The 19,028-nt window shown below is 72.0% G+C and carries 25 protein-coding genes; 10 read left to right on the forward strand and 15 right to left on the reverse strand.

The window, feature by feature from the left end; translation table 11 throughout:
- Nucleotides 1-344 precede the first annotated feature (344 nt).
- From OGL89_RS04130 to OGL89_RS04150, 5 genes are all read right to left on the reverse strand, one after another.
- Nucleotides 345-1,436 carry an acyl-CoA desaturase gene (locus OGL89_RS04130; protein WP_263118605.1) on the reverse strand — a complete coding sequence of 364 codons (1,092 nt, stop codon included), beginning with the start codon at nucleotides 1,434-1,436 and terminating at the stop codon, nucleotides 345-347.
- Between the two features lie 6 nt (nucleotides 1,437-1,442).
- Complete coding sequence (locus OGL89_RS04135) at nucleotides 1,443-1,841, reverse strand: hypothetical protein (RefSeq protein ID WP_263118606.1); 399 nt, start codon at nucleotides 1,839-1,841, stop codon at nucleotides 1,443-1,445.
- A gap of 124 nt (nucleotides 1,842-1,965) precedes the next feature.
- Entirely contained in the window at nucleotides 1,966-2,370 is a 405-nt protein-coding gene (locus OGL89_RS04140) for a lipopolysaccharide assembly protein LapA domain-containing protein (protein WP_263118608.1), read from the reverse strand.
- 108 nt (nucleotides 2,371-2,478) lie between these two features.
- A complete protein-coding gene (locus tag OGL89_RS04145) occupies nucleotides 2,479-3,846 on the reverse strand; it encodes a GAF domain-containing SpoIIE family protein phosphatase (protein WP_263118609.1) in 1,368 nt (455 codons plus the stop codon).
- 78 nt (nucleotides 3,847-3,924) lie between these two features.
- Nucleotides 3,925-4,548, reverse strand: coding sequence for a TetR/AcrR family transcriptional regulator (locus OGL89_RS04150; protein WP_263118610.1), 624 nt, complete (start codon nucleotides 4,546-4,548; stop codon nucleotides 3,925-3,927).
- A 186-nt stretch (nucleotides 4,549-4,734) separates the two neighbouring features.
- Here OGL89_RS04150 and OGL89_RS04155 point away from each other — a divergent pair, with 186 nt between their 5' ends.
- The 3 genes from OGL89_RS04155 (at nucleotide 4,735) to OGL89_RS04165 (ending at nucleotide 6,315) form a co-directional block, all read left to right on the forward strand.
- Nucleotides 4,735-5,607 carry a chlorophyllase gene (locus tag OGL89_RS04155; RefSeq protein ID WP_263118611.1) on the forward strand — a complete coding sequence of 291 codons (873 nt, stop codon included), beginning with the start codon at nucleotides 4,735-4,737 and terminating at the stop codon, nucleotides 5,605-5,607.
- 125 nt (nucleotides 5,608-5,732) lie between these two features.
- Nucleotides 5,733-6,134 (forward strand): hypothetical protein, encoded by a 402-nt coding sequence (locus OGL89_RS04160; RefSeq protein ID WP_263118612.1) that lies wholly within the window; start codon nucleotides 5,733-5,735, stop codon nucleotides 6,132-6,134.
- Complete coding sequence (locus OGL89_RS04165) at nucleotides 6,121-6,315, forward strand: hypothetical protein (protein WP_263118613.1); 195 nt, start codon at nucleotides 6,121-6,123, stop codon at nucleotides 6,313-6,315. Before OGL89_RS04160 ends, OGL89_RS04165 begins: the two co-directional genes overlap by 14 nt.
- A gap of 9 nt (nucleotides 6,316-6,324) precedes the next feature.
- Here OGL89_RS04165 and OGL89_RS04170 read toward each other — a convergent pair whose 3' ends face one another.
- Nucleotides 6,325-6,807, reverse strand: coding sequence for an SRPBCC domain-containing protein (locus OGL89_RS04170; RefSeq protein WP_263118614.1), 483 nt, complete (start codon nucleotides 6,805-6,807; stop codon nucleotides 6,325-6,327).
- A 16-nt stretch (nucleotides 6,808-6,823) separates the two neighbouring features.
- On the opposite strand from OGL89_RS04170, the gene OGL89_RS04175 reads away from it, so the two are divergent.
- The gene (locus OGL89_RS04175) at nucleotides 6,824-7,150 is read left to right on the forward strand and encodes a metalloregulator ArsR/SmtB family transcription factor (protein ID WP_263118615.1); all 327 of its coding nucleotides are present in this window, start codon (nucleotides 6,824-6,826) and stop codon (nucleotides 7,148-7,150) included.
- 51 nt (nucleotides 7,151-7,201) lie between these two features.
- On the opposite strand, the gene OGL89_RS04180 is transcribed toward OGL89_RS04175, so the two are convergent.
- The gene (locus OGL89_RS04180; RefSeq protein WP_263118616.1) at nucleotides 7,202-7,771 is read right to left on the reverse strand and encodes a WYL domain-containing protein; all 570 of its coding nucleotides are present in this window, start codon (nucleotides 7,769-7,771) and stop codon (nucleotides 7,202-7,204) included.
- Nucleotides 7,762-8,064, reverse strand: a complete 303-nt coding sequence (locus OGL89_RS04185) for an HTH domain-containing protein (RefSeq protein ID WP_263118617.1) — start codon at nucleotides 8,062-8,064, stop codon at nucleotides 7,762-7,764. The genes OGL89_RS04180 and OGL89_RS04185 overlap by 10 nt, the downstream gene beginning before the upstream one ends.
- A gap of 111 nt (nucleotides 8,065-8,175) precedes the next feature.
- Between OGL89_RS04185 and OGL89_RS04190 the strand changes: the two genes are divergently transcribed.
- The 3 genes from OGL89_RS04190 to OGL89_RS04200 all read left to right on the forward strand — a co-directional run bounded on the left by OGL89_RS04190 (nucleotide 8,176) and on the right by OGL89_RS04200 (nucleotide 10,883).
- Complete coding sequence (locus OGL89_RS04190) at nucleotides 8,176-8,556, forward strand: VOC family protein (protein WP_263118618.1); 381 nt, start codon at nucleotides 8,176-8,178, stop codon at nucleotides 8,554-8,556.
- 127 nt (nucleotides 8,557-8,683) lie between these two features.
- Nucleotides 8,684-10,045 carry an MFS transporter gene (locus tag OGL89_RS04195; protein ID WP_263118619.1) on the forward strand — a complete coding sequence of 454 codons (1,362 nt, stop codon included), beginning with the start codon at nucleotides 8,684-8,686 and terminating at the stop codon, nucleotides 10,043-10,045.
- Between the two features lie 10 nt (nucleotides 10,046-10,055).
- Nucleotides 10,056-10,883, forward strand: coding sequence for a TrmH family RNA methyltransferase (locus OGL89_RS04200; RefSeq protein ID WP_263118620.1), 828 nt, complete (start codon nucleotides 10,056-10,058; stop codon nucleotides 10,881-10,883).
- A 9-nt stretch (nucleotides 10,884-10,892) separates the two neighbouring features.
- Here the strand turns inward: OGL89_RS04200 and OGL89_RS04205 are convergent, their stop codons facing one another.
- The 4 genes from OGL89_RS04205 to OGL89_RS04220 form a co-directional block, all read right to left on the reverse strand.
- A complete protein-coding gene (locus tag OGL89_RS04205; protein WP_263118621.1) occupies nucleotides 10,893-11,063 on the reverse strand; it encodes a DUF1059 domain-containing protein in 171 nt (56 codons plus the stop codon).
- A 45-nt stretch (nucleotides 11,064-11,108) separates the two neighbouring features.
- Nucleotides 11,109-12,182, reverse strand: a complete 1,074-nt coding sequence (locus OGL89_RS04210) for an EAL domain-containing protein (protein ID WP_263118622.1) — start codon at nucleotides 12,180-12,182, stop codon at nucleotides 11,109-11,111.
- Between the two features lie 130 nt (nucleotides 12,183-12,312).
- Entirely contained in the window at nucleotides 12,313-12,678 is a 366-nt protein-coding gene (locus OGL89_RS04215) for a VOC family protein (RefSeq protein WP_263118623.1), read from the reverse strand.
- The gene (locus OGL89_RS04220) at nucleotides 12,675-13,064 is read right to left on the reverse strand and encodes a VOC family protein (RefSeq protein WP_263118624.1); all 390 of its coding nucleotides are present in this window, start codon (nucleotides 13,062-13,064) and stop codon (nucleotides 12,675-12,677) included. Before OGL89_RS04220 ends, OGL89_RS04215 begins: the two co-directional genes overlap by 4 nt.
- Nucleotides 13,065-13,160: 96 nt before the next feature.
- On the opposite strand from OGL89_RS04220, the gene OGL89_RS04225 reads away from it, so the two are divergent.
- A complete protein-coding gene (locus OGL89_RS04225; protein ID WP_263118625.1) occupies nucleotides 13,161-14,066 on the forward strand; it encodes a hypothetical protein in 906 nt (301 codons plus the stop codon).
- 1 nt (nucleotide 14,067) lies between these two features.
- Here OGL89_RS04225 and manD read toward each other — a convergent pair whose 3' ends face one another.
- Both manD and OGL89_RS04235 read right to left on the reverse strand, forming a co-directional pair.
- Entirely contained in the window at nucleotides 14,068-15,294 is a 1,227-nt protein-coding gene (gene manD, locus OGL89_RS04230) for a D-mannonate dehydratase ManD (protein ID WP_263118626.1), read from the reverse strand.
- A gap of 33 nt (nucleotides 15,295-15,327) precedes the next feature.
- Nucleotides 15,328-15,765: a PTS sugar transporter subunit IIA gene (locus tag OGL89_RS04235; protein WP_263118627.1), complete on the reverse strand. Its 438-nt coding sequence runs from the start codon at nucleotides 15,763-15,765 to the stop codon at nucleotides 15,328-15,330.
- A 116-nt stretch (nucleotides 15,766-15,881) separates the two neighbouring features.
- Here OGL89_RS04235 and OGL89_RS04240 point away from each other — a divergent pair, with 116 nt between their 5' ends.
- Nucleotides 15,882-17,636 carry a PTS transporter subunit IIC gene (locus OGL89_RS04240; RefSeq protein ID WP_263118629.1) on the forward strand — a complete coding sequence of 585 codons (1,755 nt, stop codon included), beginning with the start codon at nucleotides 15,882-15,884 and terminating at the stop codon, nucleotides 17,634-17,636.
- Complete coding sequence (locus OGL89_RS04245) at nucleotides 17,633-18,328, forward strand: sugar isomerase domain-containing protein (RefSeq protein WP_263118630.1); 696 nt, start codon at nucleotides 17,633-17,635, stop codon at nucleotides 18,326-18,328. Before OGL89_RS04240 ends, OGL89_RS04245 begins: the two co-directional genes overlap by 4 nt.
- On the opposite strand, the gene OGL89_RS04250 is transcribed toward OGL89_RS04245, so the two are convergent.
- Nucleotides 18,279-19,025 carry a GntR family transcriptional regulator gene (locus OGL89_RS04250; RefSeq protein WP_263118631.1) on the reverse strand — a complete coding sequence of 249 codons (747 nt, stop codon included), beginning with the start codon at nucleotides 19,023-19,025 and terminating at the stop codon, nucleotides 18,279-18,281. The genes OGL89_RS04245 and OGL89_RS04250 overlap by 50 nt on opposite strands.
- Between the last annotated feature and the right edge of the window lie 3 nt (nucleotides 19,026-19,028).

The raw sequence follows: 19,028 nt of genomic DNA on the forward strand, positions 1-19,028 counted from the left end.
ATGCGACTGGCCCGATCGGCAGCGTACCGACCGGGCGAGCGGTCCACGATCAGATCACCGCTCATTCACCAGGTGCGCGCGGCTCGACGTCGTCGGGATCCGGGCCCGGGCTCGACGTCGGATTCCGGGGCGTGTCACCGACTTCCTCGTCTTGGTCGTGCTCGTCGGACGTGTTGATGTCGTCGGGGTTCGCTCCCGGGTTACCCCCCGGTGTCGACGCCGGGTCCGGGGATCCTTCAGGACGGTGCGGGTGCGGTACGGGGCTGGATGCGGTCATGGCGATGGCTCCTCTCCGGCCGCTGGGGCCGGGACGGGTCGCGGATGGAGGAATGGACTGGATCACGTCACCGTGCCGAGCGGTACTCCGTGGCGAGAGGGCACTGGAAGGGATCGGTCGCGGAGAGTCCGACCGTGTTGAGGTGGCGGATGACGATCCCGTACGACGTGTGCAGGCTCGTCTCGGTGTAGGTGATCCCGTGCGCGGCGCAGAAGGCGCGCACGGTGGGCTGGATCTTGCGGAGGTTGGGGCGCGGCATGCTGGGGAACAGGTGGTGTTCGATCTGGTAGTTCAGGCCCCCCATGAACGTGTCGATCACACGGTTGCCCCGGACGTTGCGGCTCATGAGGACCTGTCGACGCAGGAAGTCGATCCGCGCGTCGCGCGGTACGAGCGGCATCCCCTTGTGGTTGGGGGCGAAGACGGCTCCCATGTACAGCCCGAACAGGCCGAGCTGGACGCCCAGGAACGCGGCGGCCATCCCGATCGGCAGGAGCCAGAACACCAGGGCGAGGTAGCCGCCGAGGCGCAATGTGATGAACGCGATCTCCACCGGCCGTCGCTTCACCGGCCCCCGCCCGAAGATCGTCTTGACACCCGAGACGTGCAGGTTGAGCCCTTCGAGCAGGAGGACGGGGAAGAACAGCCAGCCCTGACGGCGGGTGAGCCAGCCCTTCAGACCGGTGCGAGCGGCCGGGAGGTCCTCGGTGTGGAAGACGATGACGTCGGTGGCGATGTCGGGGTCGGCGCCGACCTGGTTCGGTTTGGCGTGGTGCCGGGAGTGCTTGTGCTGCCACCACCCGTAGCTCATCCCTGCGTAGAGGTTCGCGATCACCAGGCTGGACCAGTCGTTCCACCGACCGGACTCGAAGATCTGCCGATGGGCGGCGTCATGCCCCAGGAACATGACCTGACCGAGCAGCACCGCCAGCACCGCGGCCGTGAGCAGTTGCCACCAGGACGGCCCGAGGACGACGAACGCGGCGAACGTCCCTGCCAGCAGGGCGGTGAGCAGCACGAAACGGGTCCAGTAGTACCCGTAGCGGCGGCGCATCAGGCCGGACTGCTGCACGCTGTGGCTCAGTTCGGTGAACTCGCTGACCTGCCGCTCGCGTGCCGGTCGGCGCGACGCGGCGGCGGCTGACGTGGGGGGCTCCATGGTGGCCTAGTCGAATCTGATCGTGGCGACCGTCGCATGGACGGCGGCGGACCGCTGTTGCTCGTGGGCGGTTCGGGCCTCGGCGGCGACCTCACGCTCGGCGCTGGCTCGCCGCAGTTCGGTCCCGAGGTCGAGCAGCATGGTGGACAGGGCGTCGGCGAGTCCGTCGCGCAGTTCCTCCAGCGTGGTGGACTCCACGAGCAGCCGCCGGTCGGAGACCGAGAGCCGGAGGTCGGGGCCGGTGCGGCCGGTCTGCTCCGTCAGGCGACGCGCGGTGTCGGGGTCCTCGATCCTGAGTCGTTCGGCGGGCGACACCTGCCGGGAGAAGACCAGCGGGACCGTGTAGGCGGCCGGCTCCTCCGGAGTGCCCAGCCGGGCGGGCAGCCCGGATTCGAGGACCGACATGAGGCGCAGATCGGTGGTGCGGTCTTCCGCGGGAGTGCGTGCGGGCGTGCGAATGAGAGCGGACATAACGGTCAACCTCTGTCTGTGGGAGTCCGGCACCTGCGTATGCGGCGCCGGGGGGCGCTCAGAGCGTCGAGCGAGACGGCGCTGCGGTGGGCCGGCGGCCGGCGCGAAGGCGGCGCCGGAGCTGACCGATGCGCAAGGCGCCGACGACCAGAGCGACGACACCGACACCCAGACCGGCGACGAGCAGGACCAGAGCCAGGGGCGCGGTCCCGGTCATCCCGAGGAAGGTCACGTCGACCGGCTCGGTGTTCTGGAGCATGAACACCACGAGCGCGACCAGGACGAGCGCGCCGACGCAGATGCCGACCCACGCCGATCCGGTCCGCGTGCGGGCGGGTCGGTCGAGACGGTCCTGACGGCCGGTGCCGGCCGAACCGCCGGGAGATGCCACCTCGGCGATCGGGTCCGCCGGGTCGTACCCGGTCTGACCGGGTTGACGAGTGGTGCGCGATGGGACGGGCATGATGCCCTCCTCTGCCGTGCCGGGACGCAGGTCGTCAGGTGACGGCCGTTGATCTCGGGGCTGGGACGATCGTACGCCTGTTCGGGTGAAAGCGACCTCTGAGGACCATCAGGTCTGGAGGTCACGGCGTAGCCGCATCGCGAGCAGGGCGACGTCGTCCTCGCCCGCAGCGGCGGGCAGGTCCGTCAGGAGACGGTCGCACAGGTGATCGAGATCCTCCCGCCGGGCTCCGTCGAGGGCGGCACGGAGCAGGGCGAGCCCGTCGTGCAGGGAACGCGTGCGGTTCTCGATCAAGCCGTCGGTGTAGAGCAGGACGGTGGAGCCGCGGTCCAGCACCACCTCGTATTCCTCACGGCCCTTGTCCGGCAGAAGGCCCAGCAGTGTTCCGGGGACGCGACCGGTCAGTGTCCGCACCGATCCGCCGGATCCGACGACCAGAGGCGGAAGATGTCCGGCGTTCGACCACCGCAGACGGGCCTCTCCGCGCTGGTGTTCGTCGCGGGTCTGTTCCACGCGGGCGACCACCACGGTGGCCATGGTCGAGATCCGCAGAGTGCGCATGGCGCGGTCCAGCGCCTCGAGGATGCCGGCGGGCCCTGCCTCGGTGACCACGGCGATCGTGCGCAGCATCGAACGCAGCTGCGACATCACGGCAGCGGCCTCGAGGTCGTGCCCGGCGACGTCCCCGATGACCAGGATCGTCGCGCCGTCGGGTTGGACGAACGCGTCGTACCAGTCGCCGCCGACGCGCGCACCCTCGGAGGCGGGGCGGTAGCGCACCACGATCTGCACGTGGTCCGGCTCGACCGGAGGGGTGAGCAGTGCCTGTTGCAGCGTCGTCGCCACGTCACGCTGCCGCCGGAACCGGCGGGCATTGTCGAGGGCCAGCGCGGCCGCCCCGGTCACCTCACGCAGGGTGCGCAGTTCCGCCGGCGTCAGTGGGCTGCGGGCGGCGTCGCGGAACAGGCTCAGCGCGCCGATGGTGCGCTCGTCGCGGACCAGCGGCAGCACCGCCAGAGACTCGGGTGCCAGCTGCCCGACGAGTGCGTGCACCGGTCCTGGGTGCAGGACGGCCTGCAGGGCGTCACGCGCACCGTGGCGGACCTCGACGGTCTGGCCGTCGGCGATCGCCCGGCTGAGGAACGCCTGGGGGGTGAGCGCCGCGATCCGAGCATCGGCGTAGTCCTGCACGACGGGTCGCAGCTGCTCCTCGCGGTGCCAGGCGGCGATGTCCCGCAGTCGCCGACGCCCGGGGCGCGACTCGTCGTCGTCCACCAGTGTGACCACGCACCAGTCCGCGAGTGCCGGGACCAGGATCTGTGTCAGTCGTTCGGCGGCCACCTCGGCCACCATCGTGTCGGCCAACTGCGAGCCGACCTGTCCCAGCAAGCGAGCGCGCGACGCGCCCGCGTCCCCCTCCCGATCCGCATCGGCCAGGTGCGTGGCCGTGTCTCCTGGACTGTCCTGCGGCTTCACCGGAACAAGGTACGGCAGCGCGCGCTCCGCGACGTCGGCGTCGGTGACCTCGGCGGCACGACGTCCTTGATCGTCGGGCTACGCCCTGCTGGCCAGCACGGCGTCCCATCCCTCCGGCAGCGCCTGGCGCAGCCCGCCGACCAGCAGGGTCACCATGTGCCGGACGTCGTACTCCGGGTCGGTCGGCGCCCAGGCGACCAGGTCGCCGACGGCCCGCAGCAACTGGTACGGCGTCACGGGTGCGACCACCTCCCCGGCTGCGCGGGAGGCGTCCAGCAGCTCGCCGAGCACGGGAACCAGGCGCTCGACGAACAGGGTGTGCAGCGCGGTGAATCCGGCGGCGTCGCCTTCCCACACCCGGCCGAGTCCGTGTTTGGTGCCGAGGAAGTCGACGAACTGGTGCACCCAGGCCAGGGTCGCGGCGAACGGCGAGGACGCCGAGGCCAGCAGGTCCGGCCCGGCGGCGGCGCACGCGTCGATCTGGTGGCGGTACACGGCGACGACCAGCTCCGCACGGGTCGGGAAGTGCCGGTACAGCGTGGCCACTCCCACCCCGGCGGCGGCGGCGACCTCACGGACCGGTGCGTCCACGCCGGAGGTCGCGAACACCGCGCCCGCGGCGTCGAGGAGCGCGCGCTGGTTGCGCACCGCATCGCGCCGACGGCCCGGAGCGGCCCGGTGGAGGTCCTCGGAGGGCGTCACGTCCCGATGATGGCACAACCCACCGCCCTATCGGAACGACGTTCCGTATCGACTGGTAACCGGAGCACGGTTCCACTACGGTTCGGAACGTCGCTCCGTTTCGTTGCGGCAGCCCCTCTCCCGCTCGGAAGGTCCTCGATGTCGACTCCTCCCCTCGCCCCTCCCCGTATCCCCCAGGTGATCAGCGTGCGGCCCGTCACGCTCGACTCCCCGGGCCGCGGCGCCGACCTGGAGGTCCGGATCACCGCGCCGACCGCGGGCTCGGATCTCCCGGTGATCGTCTTCGCGCACGGCTTCGGCCAGTCGATGACCGCGGCCGATCCGCTGGTGGATCACTGGACCGCGCACGGCTTCGTCGTCGTGCAGCCCACCTTCCTGGACTCCGTGAGTCTGGGGCTGACACCGGACGATCCGCGCTACACCGACATCTGGCGGACCCGCGTCGACGACCTCGAACGCGTGATCGACGAGCTCGACACGCTCCTCGCGGCCGTCCCCGGACTCCCCGGCCGGGTGGCGGTCGACCGCCTGGCGGTGGCCGGTCACTCGTGGGGTGGTCAGTCCGTCGGGATGCTGCTCGGTGCGCGCGTCCTGGACGCCGACGGACGGCCCGGCGAGGACCGGACGGATCACCGGGTGAAGGCCGGCGTCCTGCTCTCGACCACCGGTCTCTCCCGCGGCGACCTCACGCCCTTCGCCCAGCAGAACTTCGCCTTCATGAACCCGGACTTCACCCGGCTGTCGACCCCCACGATCGTCGTCGCCGGGGATCACGACCAGTCGCTGCTGTCGACGCGCGGTCCGGACTGGTTCACCGACGTCTACCACCACAGCCCGGGCGCGCGGCACCTCGTGACGCTGTTCGGCGGGGAGCACACCCTCGGCGGGATCCAGGACTACGGCTCCACCGCCACCACGGACGAGAGCCCGGAGCGGGTGCAGCTGGTGCGCCGCACCACGACGGCGTTCCTGCAGACCGCTCTCGGTGTCGACCCGGACGCGTGGGCCGCGGTCGCCGCCTCCGCGACCGAACCTGTCGGGCGGGTCGACTCCCAGTAGCCCGGTCCACCGGCCGGAGGGGGTGCCGCTCACCACTCGTCGGCGCCGACTCCGGCCCCGCCGGGCTCCACACCCGGGTAGTACCCGACCAGCGTCAGCCGGTCGGCACCGTTGAGCGCCAGGTGGTGCTGGCGAATTCGCGGGGGCCGCACGCCCTGTCCGGCCTGATCGCCGAGCTGCGTCCGCAGGCCCGGGCCGCCATCCTCGCGCAGGCGGACGTCGTCTTCCTCGCCTTCCCGTACGCGCTGTCCCAGGTCCTGCCGGCCGAGGAACCCGCGGGATCGATCGTGCTGGACAACAACAAGGACATGCCCTGGCGAGACGGGCACTTGTCCGAGGCGGACGCCGGCGGCGTGACGATCCAGGAGCTACGGCAACGGCAGCTGCCCGCCTCCCTGCTCAGCCATATCCAGTTCCACGGACGGGTCCCGATGCACGTGCCCGGTGACGCGCTCCCCCGCCCTCCTGCGGCCGGCCCGACCGCGGGGCGCATCGGACCGTCAGGCGCTGGTGGTGTCCAGCGATGATCCGGTGGCGGTCGCGTTCGTGACCCGCCTGTACGACCAGCTGGGATTCGACCCGGTGAACAACGGGCCGCCGGCGGAGTCCTGGCGGAGTGCTCCGGGCACCCCGGTGTGGGCGGCGTCCGTCGACGGACAGAGCCGCGACCAGCTCATCCGGAACCTCGCCCTGGCACGGCGGCCCTGACGACCGGGACTACCGGTAGAACCCCTCCCGTAGCACGACGCCGTGCTCGAGCCATGCCTTCAACGCGTTGAGCATGCTCGTCCACCCCTCGCAGTTGCCGAAGGCGCTGGTCGCCCCCGACGGCGTGGCGCGCCAGGACGACTCGGAGATGGTCAGCAACGTACGGGTGCCGCCGTCCACCGGCTCGAACTCGAAGGTGGTCACGGTGTACCCGGAGCCGTCGGCGGCCTCCTCCGACCCCCAGCGCACGACGATCCGGTGCGGGGCGTCCGCCTCCACCACGTGCACCGGGACGTCACCGGGGAAGTCGTGGAAGGCCCAGGTCACCGTCTCCCCCGCCACGAGCCGGCCACGGGCGCCACCGGTGGTGAAGTACCGGGACAGCTGCGCCGGATCGGCGACCGCCTCGTACACCTGCTGGACGGGTCGGCCGATCCGCCCCGACACCGCGAAGGACAGTTCGGTGAGTGCCTGCGTCGCCTCGTCGCTCATGTGATAGTTTTACAACATGTCGGAGCCGGGCGTCAACGATCGCGACGACCTGGTGTTCAAAGCCCTCGCCTCGCCGGTCCGGCGCCGGATGCTCGACACCCTCAAGGCGGGGTCCTGCACCACGGGTGAGCTCTGCGCGGCCTTCCCGGACCTCGACCGCACCACGGTCCTGCAGCACCTGCGGGTGCTCGAACGGGCCGAGCTGGTGACCGGTCGGCGGATCGGCCGGGAGCGGCACCTCACCCTGGCCCCGCTCCCGATCAAGCGCCTGCACGACCGGTGGATCGGCGACTACGCGCGCGCCGCCGTCGACCTGCTCGACGAGCTGGACCGCGAGGGCTGACGCCGGCCGGCGCGGTCCGGCCCGCCACGCCGTTCACCCGACGCCGGACCGTCAGCGGGGCTCGGCGGGCACGGCGGCGCGCCGCATCCGGTCCGCGGTCTCCCGCATCAGGTCGCGCAGCTCGTCCGGGGTCTCGACCACCACCTCGCACCCGAGGGCCGCGATGACCGCGGGGATCCAGTCCAGGCGCTCGGCGTGGATCTCCGCGCGGTGCCAGCGCCGGTCCGGGTCGGGCTCCCCCGGCCCGGCCGCCAGCGGTTCGATCCGGGCCACGCTCGACGGGAGGTGGTCGCGCAGCCGGGCCGCACTCGCGTCGACGTGCAGCACGACCCGCCAGCGGTAGTCGGCGTCGGCGAAGCGATCGGTCAACCCGGCCTCCGAGACGGGCTCGGCGCGGGCGGGGAACGTCGTGCAGCGGGCGCGGGCCGTGCGGATCCGGTCCACCCGGAACGTCCGGTCCTCCCCCGCGTCCGCGTCCGTGGCCACCAGGTACCACCGGCCCACGTTCGCGGCCAGGCCGTGCGGGTGGATGTCACGTCGAGAGGGTGCGCCCCGACGGTCCTGGTAGCGCAGGTCCACCACCCGACGGGATTCGACCGCCTCGGCCAGGGTCAGCAGCACGCCGGGATCCGGCAGCCCGTCGCCCGTGCCTGGGCGAGCCCGAGGAACACCGCGACCGTCTCCTCCGCGGTGAACACGATCGGCAGCACCCGCGACCCCGTCGCGAGGCGATAGCCGCCGTACCTGCCCCGGTCGGACTCCACCCGCACACCGGCCGCGGTCAGCCGCTGGACGTCGCGCCGGATCGTGCGTTCGTCGACGCCCAGCCGCTCCGCCCGCTCGGCGACACCACGCCGCTCGGCGGACTGCAGCAGATCGAGCAGGCGCAACGTCCGTGCGGTCGGATCGGCCATGACCACCATGATCCTCCTCTACCGGACGGATTCCGCCCGGTATCCGCCCTAGCGTCCGCGACGACCGCCCCCGCGACCAGCGCGGGAGGTGACCAGCGGAGGAGACACACCATGCAGCTGTCGGCCACCCGGCTCTTCACCGACGACGTCGACGCCCTCGTCGCGTTCTACGAGGCCACCACCGGCCTGCGAGCCACCCGGCTGCACCCGATGTTCGCCGAGCTGCGCACCCCGGCCGGCACCCTCGCGATCGCGAGCACCGCGACGGTGCCCGCGCTCGGTGCCGGGGTCGCGCAGGCCCGGGCGAATCGCAGCGTCGTCCTCGACTTCCTGGTCGACGACGTCGACGCGACCTTCGCCGTGCTCCGCGAGATCGTCCACACCGTCGTGGGCGAGCCGGCCGACATGCCGTGGGGCAATCGCTCCTTGCTGATCCGGGACCCGGACGGCACCCTGGTCAACTTCTTCACGCCCCTGCACCACGACGCCTGACGCGCGTCGCCAGCGCACCGCGTCCCACGGAGTACAGTGCTCGGCGAAGGCAAAACGCCGGATCCGTCCGGCGCGCACACGCGCACTCGAGGGAGTCGCCACTTCTTCCCCCGGAGGAGTGCCCCTCGTGCGCCACGCCTGGATCGCCCTGACCGGCCTGTCCGCTGTCTTCCTGGTCGAGATGCTGGACAACTCGATCCTCACGGTCGCCCTGCCGACCATCGGGCGGGACCTCGACGCGTCGGCCGACCAGCTCCAGCTGGTCACCAGTGCCTATGCCGTGCTGTTCGGCGGCCTGATGCTGACCCTGAGCGCCCTCGCCGACCGGGTCGGCCGCCGGCGGATCATGCTGGTCGGACTGGTGCTGCTCGGCGTGGCCGGTCTCGCGACCGCGTTCGTGCGGTCGGCGGACCAGCTGATCGGGGTCCGGGCGCTGATGGGGGTGGCGGCCGCGATGACCACGCCGGGATCGATGGCGCTGGCGTTCCGGCTGTTCGACGACGACGAGCGACGGGTGCGGGCCACCACGCTGATCTCCACCGTCGGCCTGGTGGGGCTGGCGATCGGCCCGACCGCCGGTGGATTCGTGCTCTCCTTCGCGCCCTGGCAGGTGCTGCTGCTGGTGAACGTACCGGTGGCGGCGCTGGCCTTCGGCTGCATCCGGCGCGGGGTCGCGGTCGACGACCCGGAGCAGCTGCACCGCGATCCGGTGGACGTGCCCGGCGGCCTGCTCGGCACCGTGGCGGTCGTGCTGGCGCTGGTCGCGCCCGCCCGCGGATCGTGGTGGTGGGCCGGGGCCGCGGGGCTGGCCGTGATCGCCTTCGTCCTGCGGGAACGGACCGCGCGGCACCCGCTGCTGGACCTCGGTCTGGTGCTCCGTCCTCTGGTCGCCAGCGGGCTGGCCTACAAGGCGGCGACCGGACTGGTGACCGCGGGGATGGGCTACCTGGTCACGCTCCAGTTCCAGCTCGCCTGGGGGTGGAGTCCCGCGCGGTCGGCGCTCGGGATGCTGCCCCAGGTCGCCGTGCTGATCGCGGGGGGCTCGCTGATCGGGCCGCTGATGCGCCGACTCGGTCTGGAGCGCGCCGCCTGGCTCAGCGCGCTGACGGTGGTGCTCGGGATCGCCGTCTACACGGTGCGCGGCTCCACGGGCTACGGCTGGGTCGTGGCGGCGCTGGTGCTGGTCGCCGCCGGGATGCGGGTCAACGGCGTGGTCGCGGGCACCAACGTGCTGCGGGGACTGCCCGCCGACCGGACCACCATCGGCGCGGCCCTGGTGGACACCTCCGCCGAGGTCGCGACCGCGGTGGGTATCGCGATCGCCGGGACGGCACTGGCCCGGCGGTTCCCCGGCGAGCTCGCCGACTGGGGCCCGGCTCAGGTGGACGCTTTCGGCCGGGTGGTGACCGTCGCCGGGTCGGTGCTCACGGCCCTGGCCGGCGTCCTCGTGCTGGTGGGCCTTCTCCGGGCACGGCACCGGACCGCCTAGGCTGCGAGCCATGTCCACCGCAGCCCAGCCGGTCTCCACGCGCAACGCGCGCTTCCAGCAGTGGCAGGCGCTGCTCACCAACCGCACCAAGCGCCAGCGACTCGGCGCGTTCCTGGTCCAGGGCGTCCGGCCGATCACCCTCGCACTGGAACAGGGCTGGACGGTCCGGTCCCTGCTGTTCGACGGCGACCGTGAGCTCTCCGGCTGGGCGCGGGACGTGCTCGGGTCGGTCGACGCGCACCGGTACGCGCTGACCCGGGAACTGATGGCGGAGCTGGGCGAGAAGAACACGGACGCACCGGAACTGATCGCCGAACTGGCCCTGCCGGACGACGACCTGGCACGGATCCCGGTGCCGGCGGACTTCCTCGGGGTGGTCTTCGACCGGCCGACCAGCCCGGGCAACCTCGGCTCGATCATCCGCTCCGCCGACGCGTTCGGCGCGCACGCGGTGATCGTGACCGGCCATGCCGCCGACCCCTACGACAGCGCGGCCGTCCGGGCCTCCACCGGATCGCTGTTCGCCCTGCCCACCGTGCGCCGGTCCTCCCCCGCGGACGTGCTCGACTGGCTGCGGGACCAGGACGTCCCGGTCCGGGTGCTCGGCACCGACGAGCGAGGCGACGCCGACGTCTTCGACACCGATCTCACCGGACCCACGCTGCTGCTGGTCGGCAACGAGACCACCGGCCTCAGCGCGGGCTGGCGAGAGGCGGTGGACCGGATGGTCAGCATCCCGATCACCGGATCGGCCAGCTCGCTCAACGCCGCCAACGCGGCGAGCGTGGTGCTGTACGAGGCCGCGCGTCAGCGGCTGCGGGCCGCCACCCGCGGCTGAACGCAGCGCTCAGGCCGGCACCATCGCGGCACGGACCTGGTCGACCAGGGCGTCCGGCACCTCGACCAGACCGTGGTCCTGCCGTGCGTGCTGGTCCACCTGGGCCAGGATCTCGTCCTCGGTGCCGGTGAACGCGCGCGCGCAGCCGGGAACGACGTCGCCGCAACGGAATGCCTTCATCAGTCTGTCCTCTCGTCGGTGTCCACGACCCGGACCGGGTCGTTCCTAGCTCCCCGCTGCGTCGCAGAGTGCGAGCATCAGGACGTCCATCGCCACGGTGCCCACCACGGAGCCGTTCATGTCGGTGCAGACCAGGGGGTCCCAGCGGCGCTGCTCGGGGCGGAGCATCGCCCGGCGTGCCACCTCGGTCAGCGACGAGCTGGGCGCCACCGTCATCGCGGGCACCCACCGTCCGGCACCGTCCCGCACCTCGACGGCCTTCCCGTTGTCCGCCAGCAGCACCTCGCACCCGTCGCGGTGGCGCCCGGCCCGCGCCGGCCGGACCACGCTGGCGATGTTGCCGGTCAGGGAGGTGCGCAAGGCCGTGGCACGGATGTGTGCGGCGTCCTCGGCGGGCAGCGCGGTGAGCATCTGCGCCTGCGGCCGGCCCAGCGCCCAGCCCTGTCCGAGCGGGACACCCATGGAGATCAGCGCCTCCAGCTCGGGCCGGGTCTCGATGCCCTCGGCGAGCAGCCACCCGTCCATCCGGCCGACCAGATCGCCGAAGACCTCGACCAGGGTGCGCTTGACCGGGTCGGTGTCGATCCCGGTGACCAGGGCACGGTCCAGCTTGACGATGTCCGGCCGCAGATCCAGCAGCAGCTGGAGCCCGGCGTACCCGGTGCCCGCGTCGTCCATCGCGATCAACGCCCCGGCGGACCGGACGCGGTCCAGCACCGCCAACGCACGGCCCGCCTCGTCCACCCGGGTGTGCTCGGTGAGCTCCAGGACCAGCCGGGACAGATCACCGGTGGACAGCAGCGCCTCCGCGACGACGTCGTCCGCCAGCAGATGCGGGTCGACGTTGACGGTCAGGAAGGTGTTCGGCGGCAGGGTGTCCCGGGTCGCGATCGCCTTGTGCAGCACCCGGGCCTGCAACGACGGGTTGTGCCCCCACCGGTGCGCCGCGGCGAACCAGACGTCCGGCGCGGCCCGCCACGGACCGGCGAACCGGGACAGCAGCTCGTAGCCGGTGACGAATCCCGTGACCAGCTCGACGATCGGCTGGGCGTGCAGCGTGTGCGTCGAGGGGTCGTCGAGCGCGCCCCGCAGCACGGCCTCCCAGCGAGGGTCGTCCACCGGGGGCGCCTGCAGCTCGACGTCGATGGTTCCCCCTCGGCTCTCCGGACGCCCGGGTGCTCCCGGGCATCCACCCCATCGACCGGCACCCCGGTCGTCTGTAGCGAAACAGGGCGAATCGCCCAGCCTTTCACCCGGCTCCGGGCTCCTCGGCCTGCCACAGCTCGATCCGGCGGCCCTCCGGGTCCAGCACCCAGCCGAACCGCCCGATGCCCGGCAGGTCCTGGACCCCGGGCAGCACCCGGGTCCCCGCGGCACGCAGCTGCGCCAGCATGGCGTCCAGGTCCCGCACCCGGAAGTTCAGCATCACCTGTTGGTCCGCGGAGCCGAAGTAGTCGGTGTCCTGGTCGAAGCCCGCGACCACCGTGGGCCCGGCCGCCTGCGGCCAGGCCGGGTCGCCGTCGACGCCGAGCGCCTCGCGGTACCAGGCGGTCAGTGCCGTGGGGTCGGCCGAGCGGACGAAGTAGCCCCCGATGCCCTCGACCCGCTCGGTCATGCCTGCGCCGACCGGTCGAGCCGGGTCCGGAGCAGGCAGAACGCGTTGCCCTCCGGATCCTGCAGGACGTGCCAGGACTCGTCGCCGGTCTGGCCCACGTCGGCGTGCCGGGCACCGAGCGCCAGCAGCCGGTCGAGCTCCTGGTCGTGGTCGCGGTCGGTGGGACTGAGATCCAGGTGCAGGCGGCCCTTCCCCGGCTGCGGGGCGTCGTGCCGGCTCAGGATGATCGTGGGTTGCAGTCCGCCGAAGCCCGTCCGCGGGCCGATCTCCAGGGTGCCGTCGTCCTCCCGGTCGAGGACCACGAAGTCGAGCACCGCGCACCAGAACTCGGCGAGGGCGGCGGGGTCACGGGTCTCCAGCACGAGCTCGCTCAGTCGACTGGCCATCGGGACGCACCTCCGGGTCGGGAGTCCGACGGTACCCGCGCGCGCCCTGGGCGCACGTCGGGTTGACTCGGGCCGTCCCCGACCGGAAGTGAGCAGATGCGCCTCGACGGATCCGACCCGTCCCTGATCGACGACGTCCGTGCCCGGGCCGCCCGGGACGACCCGCCGCGGTCCTACCCCTACGACCTGGCCGCCGTCGGCGCCCTGGGGCGGGCCGGGCTGCGTGCGATCGGGGCGATCGCGGCGATCGACCTGGTGCTGATCGCCCTGATCGTCTGGCGTCGCAGCCTGTTCGTGTCGATCGTCGGCGGGCTGGCCCTGCTGGTCGGGGTGGTCTACCTGGTGCTGATGGTCCGGCTCCGCGCCGCCACGCTCCGCCAGGTGGACCCGCACCGGCCCGTGGTCGCCGTCGGTCCGGTGGCGCTGGAGGCCCACGGCGTCGGCGCGGTGCCCTGGTCGTCGGTGGTCGGCGTGTTCGTCACCGACGTGACCGAGCGCGAGCTCGAGACGACCGCCCGGACCCGGGGCGTGGCCGCGCTCGGGCGCCGATTGACCCGCTCCGGGTCGAACGGCTGGGTCGGGATCCATCTGTTCTTCCGCGAGCACCCGGTCCGGAGCGCACCTGCGGTGAGCAGCCTTCCCCGCTGGACGCCGGGCGGCAAGGACCGCAAGGAGCGCCCGGTCGAGCACTGGGGCACCGCGGTGCTGCAGATCGACCGGATCATGGCGCCGGAGCACCAGCGCGACCTGGCCCGCGACCTGGAGGCCCGAGCCCACCGGCACGGCGTCGCATGGGCGGAGCTGCCGGAGTACGGGCCGGTCGCGGACTGGTTGCAGTCGAACGGCCTGGAGGCGCTGAACCCGGCCCGGATGGGTGCGTGGATCGCCGACGAGTACGTGCCGCCCGCCCCGACCGTCCCGTTCCCGACCGGGGTGACCGTTCCGTCCTGGGCAGAGGTGATCGCCGGTCGGCGCGAGCGCGCGGGCAAGCCGCCGCTGTGACTCACCAGTCGTGCACGCTCCCGTCCAGCAGCCGGTTCACCGGCAGATAGGCGGGTGCGTAGGGGTGCGCGGCGGCCAGCTCCTCGTCCAGCTCCACCCCCAGACCGGGCTGCTCCCCCGGGTGCAGGTGGCCGTCGGTGAAGGTGTACGCGTGCCGGAACACCCGGTCGGTCAGCGCGGTGTGCCCGCTGAACTCCTGGATGCCGAAGTTGTGGATCGCCAGGTCCAGGTGCACGGCGGCGGCCATCCCCACCGGGGAGATGTCCTCCGGTCCGTGGATGGCGCTGCGGATCTGGTGCTGGGCGGCGTAGTCGAACAGCTTGCGCAGCGGTGACACCCCGCCGAAGTGCGTCACCGCGGAGCGCACGTAGTCGATCAGGTGCTCGTCGATCAGGGTCTGGTAGTCGAAGACCGTGTTGAAGACCTCGCCGATCGCCAGGGGGGTGGTGCTGTGCTGACGGACCAGACGCAGCGCGGCCTGGTTCTCCGCCGGCGTGACGTCCTCCAGCCAGAACAGGTCGTAGGGCTCGACGGTCGCGGCCAGGCGCGCGGCCTCCTGCGGGCTCAGCCGGTGGTGCGCGTCGTGCAGCAGCGGCAGCTCGGGTCCGAACTCCGAGCGGACCGCCTCCAGCACGGTCGGCACGTGCCGGAGGTAGGCGGCGGTGTCCCAGTCCTCCTCGACCGGCAGCGCACGCTGGTCGAGCCGCACGCCGCCGTCCTCGGCGGCGATGGCGGTGCCCTGGTGCACGCCGTACACCCGCTGGAGCCCGGGCACGCCGGTCTGCACCCGGATCGCGGTGTAGCCCTCCGCCAGCCGGGCGCGCACCGAGTCGAGCAGCTCCGGGATGTCCGCGCCGTTCGCGTGCCCGTAGGTCCGCACCCGGTCGCGGGAGGCCCCGCCGAGCAGCTGGTAGAGCGGCAGCCCGGCGGTCTTCGCCTTGATGTCCCAGAGCGCGACGTCGACCGCGGCGATCGCGGCCATGGTCACCGGACCCCGCCGCCAGTACGCGCCGCGGTAGAGCGACTGCCAGGTGTGCTCGATCCGCTGCGGGTCGGTGCCGATCAGCAGCGGCACCACGTGGTCGCGCAGGTAGGAGACCACGGCGAGCTCCCGGCCGTTCAGCGTGGCGTCGCCGAGCCCGGTCACCCCCTCGTCGGTGGTGAGCTTCAGGGTGACGAAGTTGCGGCCGGGGCTGGTGACGACGACATCGGCGCTGACGATCCTCATGGCGTCATCATGTCAGCGCGCCGGGGTCCTCTCTCAGTCGTTCACCGCGGCCAGCAGCGCGTGCAGTTCGACCGACGTCGGCACCGCCTTGAGCCGTTCGACGTCGTCCTGGTCGGAGAACAGCACGGCGATCCGGGCCAGCAGGCCCAGGTGGTCGTCACCTCTCCCGGCGATGCCGACCACGAACCGCACCGTCTCGCCGCCCCAGTCCACCCCGCCGTCGTAGCGGTGCACCACCAACGCGGACCGCTGCACCGTCCCCTTCGCCGCCGTGGTGCCGTGCGGGATGGCCAGCTCGTTGCCCATGTAGGTGGACACCGTCCGCTCGCGCTCCAGCATCGCCGCGAGGTAGTCCCCGGTCACCGCACCCACGGACTCCAACAGGGCGGCGGCCTCGGCGATCGCCTCCCCCTGCGTGACGGATCCCGGACGGATCCGGACCTGGTCCGGGCCCAGCACATCGGCGGTCATCGGCTCTCCTCGGGAGGGATTGGTATGTACCACCAGTCAATCGGGTCTGGTGCTCGCTCGCAAGTGGGCTATACCATTCTGCCTACTCTCCCGCTCCGATCCCGTGAGGTGCGTGCATGTCATCCTTCGAGAGCTTGATCGAGCTCATCACGAACAACCTGTTCAGCCAGGTCGCCGTCCTGATCGGCATCATCGCCATCGTCGGCCTGGCCCTGCAGCGCAAACCTTTCGAGCAGGTCGTGGCGGGAGGGCTGCGCGCCACCATCGGCGTGGTGGTGCTGAACATCGGCGTCGAGATCTTCGTCGGCGGCCTGGTCAGCTTCCAGACCATCGTGGCCAGCGCCCTCGGTCTGGACCCGCCCACCTCCGACGCCACCCTGGCGGACTTCGGCTCCGGCAGCGGGTCGGTCGTGCCGCTGATCATCGCCGGTGGATTCGTGATCCACCTGATCATGGTCCGGCTGTTCACGGCCGCCCGCTTCGTCTACCTCACCGGCCACCTGATGTACTGGATGAGCGTCGTGATCGCCGCCAGCCTGGTCGAGGCGTTCGGCGACGTGAACCGCTGGGTGCTCGCCGCGGTCGGCTCCCTGCTGATTGCCTGCTACTGGGTGCTGCAGCCGCTGTGGACCGCGCCGCTCATGCGCAAGGTGATGGGCGACGACGAGGTCGGCTTGGCGCACACCGATTCGACGATCGCGATCGCCGCGGGCTACGGGGCGAAGGCGCTCAAGCTCGGCGACCCGGAGAAGCACGATTCCGAGCACCTCAAGCTGCCCCGCGCGCTGTCGTTCTTCAAGGACATCAACGTGTCCACCGCCTTCGTGATCGGCGTGATCATGCTCATCGCGGTGCTCTTCGCCGATGCAGGGGTGGTCGAGGCACAGATGGCCGACGCCACCGTGCTGCCCTGGGTCTGGGCGCTCCTGCAAGCACTGCGCTTCGCCGCCGGGATCGCGATCCTGCTGTTCGGTGTCCGGATGTTCCTGGCGGAGATCGTCCCCGCGTTCAAGGGGCTGTCCGAGCGGGCGCTCCCCGGGTCGAAGCCGGCGCTGGATCTGCCGGTGACCTTCACCCGCGCGCCCACCGCGGTGATGATCGGATTCCTCACCTCCACCGTGGTGTTCCTGGTGCTGATGGGCGTGTTCGCGGCCACCGGCTGGTTCGTGCTGGTGCCGCCGATGATCATGCTCTTCTTCGGCGGTGGTGCCGGTGGAGTCTTCGGCAACGCGGTCGCGGGGTGGCGTGGGGCGGTTTTCGGAGGCGTCGTGAACGGCGTGGTCCTCGCCTTCGGCCAGTGGATCGGCTGGAGTGTCTGGGGGCACACCGCGCCGGAGCTGGCGACACTGGCCGACTCCGACTGGTTCGCCGTGGGCTGGGCCCTGCGCTGGGTCGGCGAGCCGCTCTCCGCCCTCGGGGAGGGTGGTCTCTGGGTGCTGGCCGCCGTGGTGGTGTCGATGACGGCCGCGATCCTGATCCTGGTCGGGCGGCGACAGCCGGCCGTCCCCGTCCGGGAGACCGCGATCGTCGACGACGAGCCGGTCGCCGCCCCTCGCTCCGCCACCGCGACCCTGACCCGCCCGGCCACCCTCTCAGTGCTGGCGGTGTGCGGTGCCGGGATGGGGTCCAGCCTGATCCTGCGGACCACCGCCGAACGCGCACTGGTCCAGCTCGGCGTCCCCGCGGAGCTCGACCACGCCGACGTGGGCTCTGCTCGCGGCCAGCACCCGGATGTGGTGATCGGCCAGCCGACCTACCTGGCCGAACTCGGCGACATCGCCCCGCTCGTCGTGCCGATCACCAGCTTCGTCGATGTCACGCACGTCCGCGAACGGCTCGAGGCCGCGCTGACCGAGCGGGGCTGGCTGTGAGGGACAGCCTCGGCGGCTACGTCGACCGGGTGGCGGAGCGGAACCAGGCCGCGATCGAGGACGCAGCGGCCGCGATCGCGCGGAGTGCAGCCGACGGCGGGCTGGTGCGGCCGGCCGGAGCCGGGCATTCGCTGGCCGCCGTGCTCGAGACGTTCTTCCGGGCCGGTGGACTGGCCTTCGTCCGACCGATCTGGCACCCGGCGGTGCTGCCGTTCCACGGGGCCCGGGCCGCCACCGACGCCGAACGGGAGCCCGGACTGGGTGCGGCAGCCGCCGCGGAGGCCGGGATCGAGGCGGTGGACACCGTGGTGGTGTTCTCGAACTCGGGGGCGAACCCGTTCCCGGTCGAGATCGCGCAGGCCGGTGCCGCGGCAGGTGCCACCGTGATCGCGGTGACCTCGCGTGCGGCCAGCCGCTCGGCACCCCGCCGGGCCACGGCGTCGCTGGTCGAGGTGGCGGGAGTGGTGATCGACACCGACGTCCCGCCGGGCGACGTCACCTGGCCGCCGGACGATCCGGTCACCGCACCGGTGTCCAGCCTTGCCACGAACACGATCTGGACCCTGATCCTGCGTCGGGTGCACGACCTGGCGCCGGACGCGCCTCGGTGGCGCAGCGCGAACGTCGCCGGCAACGACGACTTCAATCGCGCACTCGTAGCGCGCTTCGCAGGACGGATCCCTGAACTGTGATCGGCTGGATCTGCGCCGACAGCTCGAAGCGCGACGCCGGATAGGTGGAGATCGTCCACTCCACCACCGACCCCTGCGAGGCGGTGGTGCGCACCAGTTCGAGGACGGGGACGCCGGTCGGCACACTCAGGGTGACGGCGTCCTCGTCCCGGACGATCCCGGCCCGGATCACCTGCTCGCCTGCGTCGAAGCGCACCCCGTAGTCCTCGCCGAGCACCCGGTACAGGGATTCCCGCTCGAAATCGTGTGCCTCGAGTCCCGGGAACACTGCGGTGCGCAGATGACTGCGTTCGATCGCCATCGGCGCTCCGTCGGCGAGCCGCAGCCGGGACAGCAGCGTGATCGGCTCGCCCGGATCCATCCCGAACAGCCGGGCGAGGTGGTCGCTCGCCGGGATCACCTCGAGCCCGAGGACACGGCTGGTCGCGACCAGCCCGCGCGCCGCCATGTCCTCGGTGAAGCTGGACAGTTGCAGCGGCACGCTCATCGTCGGCCGGGCCACGAAGGTGCCCCGGCCCACCTCGCGGGTGAGCTGCCCGGAACGGACCAGCTCGTCGATCGCCCGCCGCGCGGTCATCCGGGACACGCCGGTCCGGTCGGCCAGTTGCCGCTCGCTCTCGGTCGGGGTGCCGATCGAGGCGTCCGCGATCTGTCGTCTGAGCTCGTCGGCGAGCTCCTGGTACTTCGGCGTGGTCACCGC

The sequence above is a fragment of the Cellulomonas sp. RIT-PI-Y genome (assembly GCF_025642745.1).
GTDB lineage: Bacteria > Actinomycetota > Actinomycetes > Actinomycetales > Cellulomonadaceae > Cellulomonas.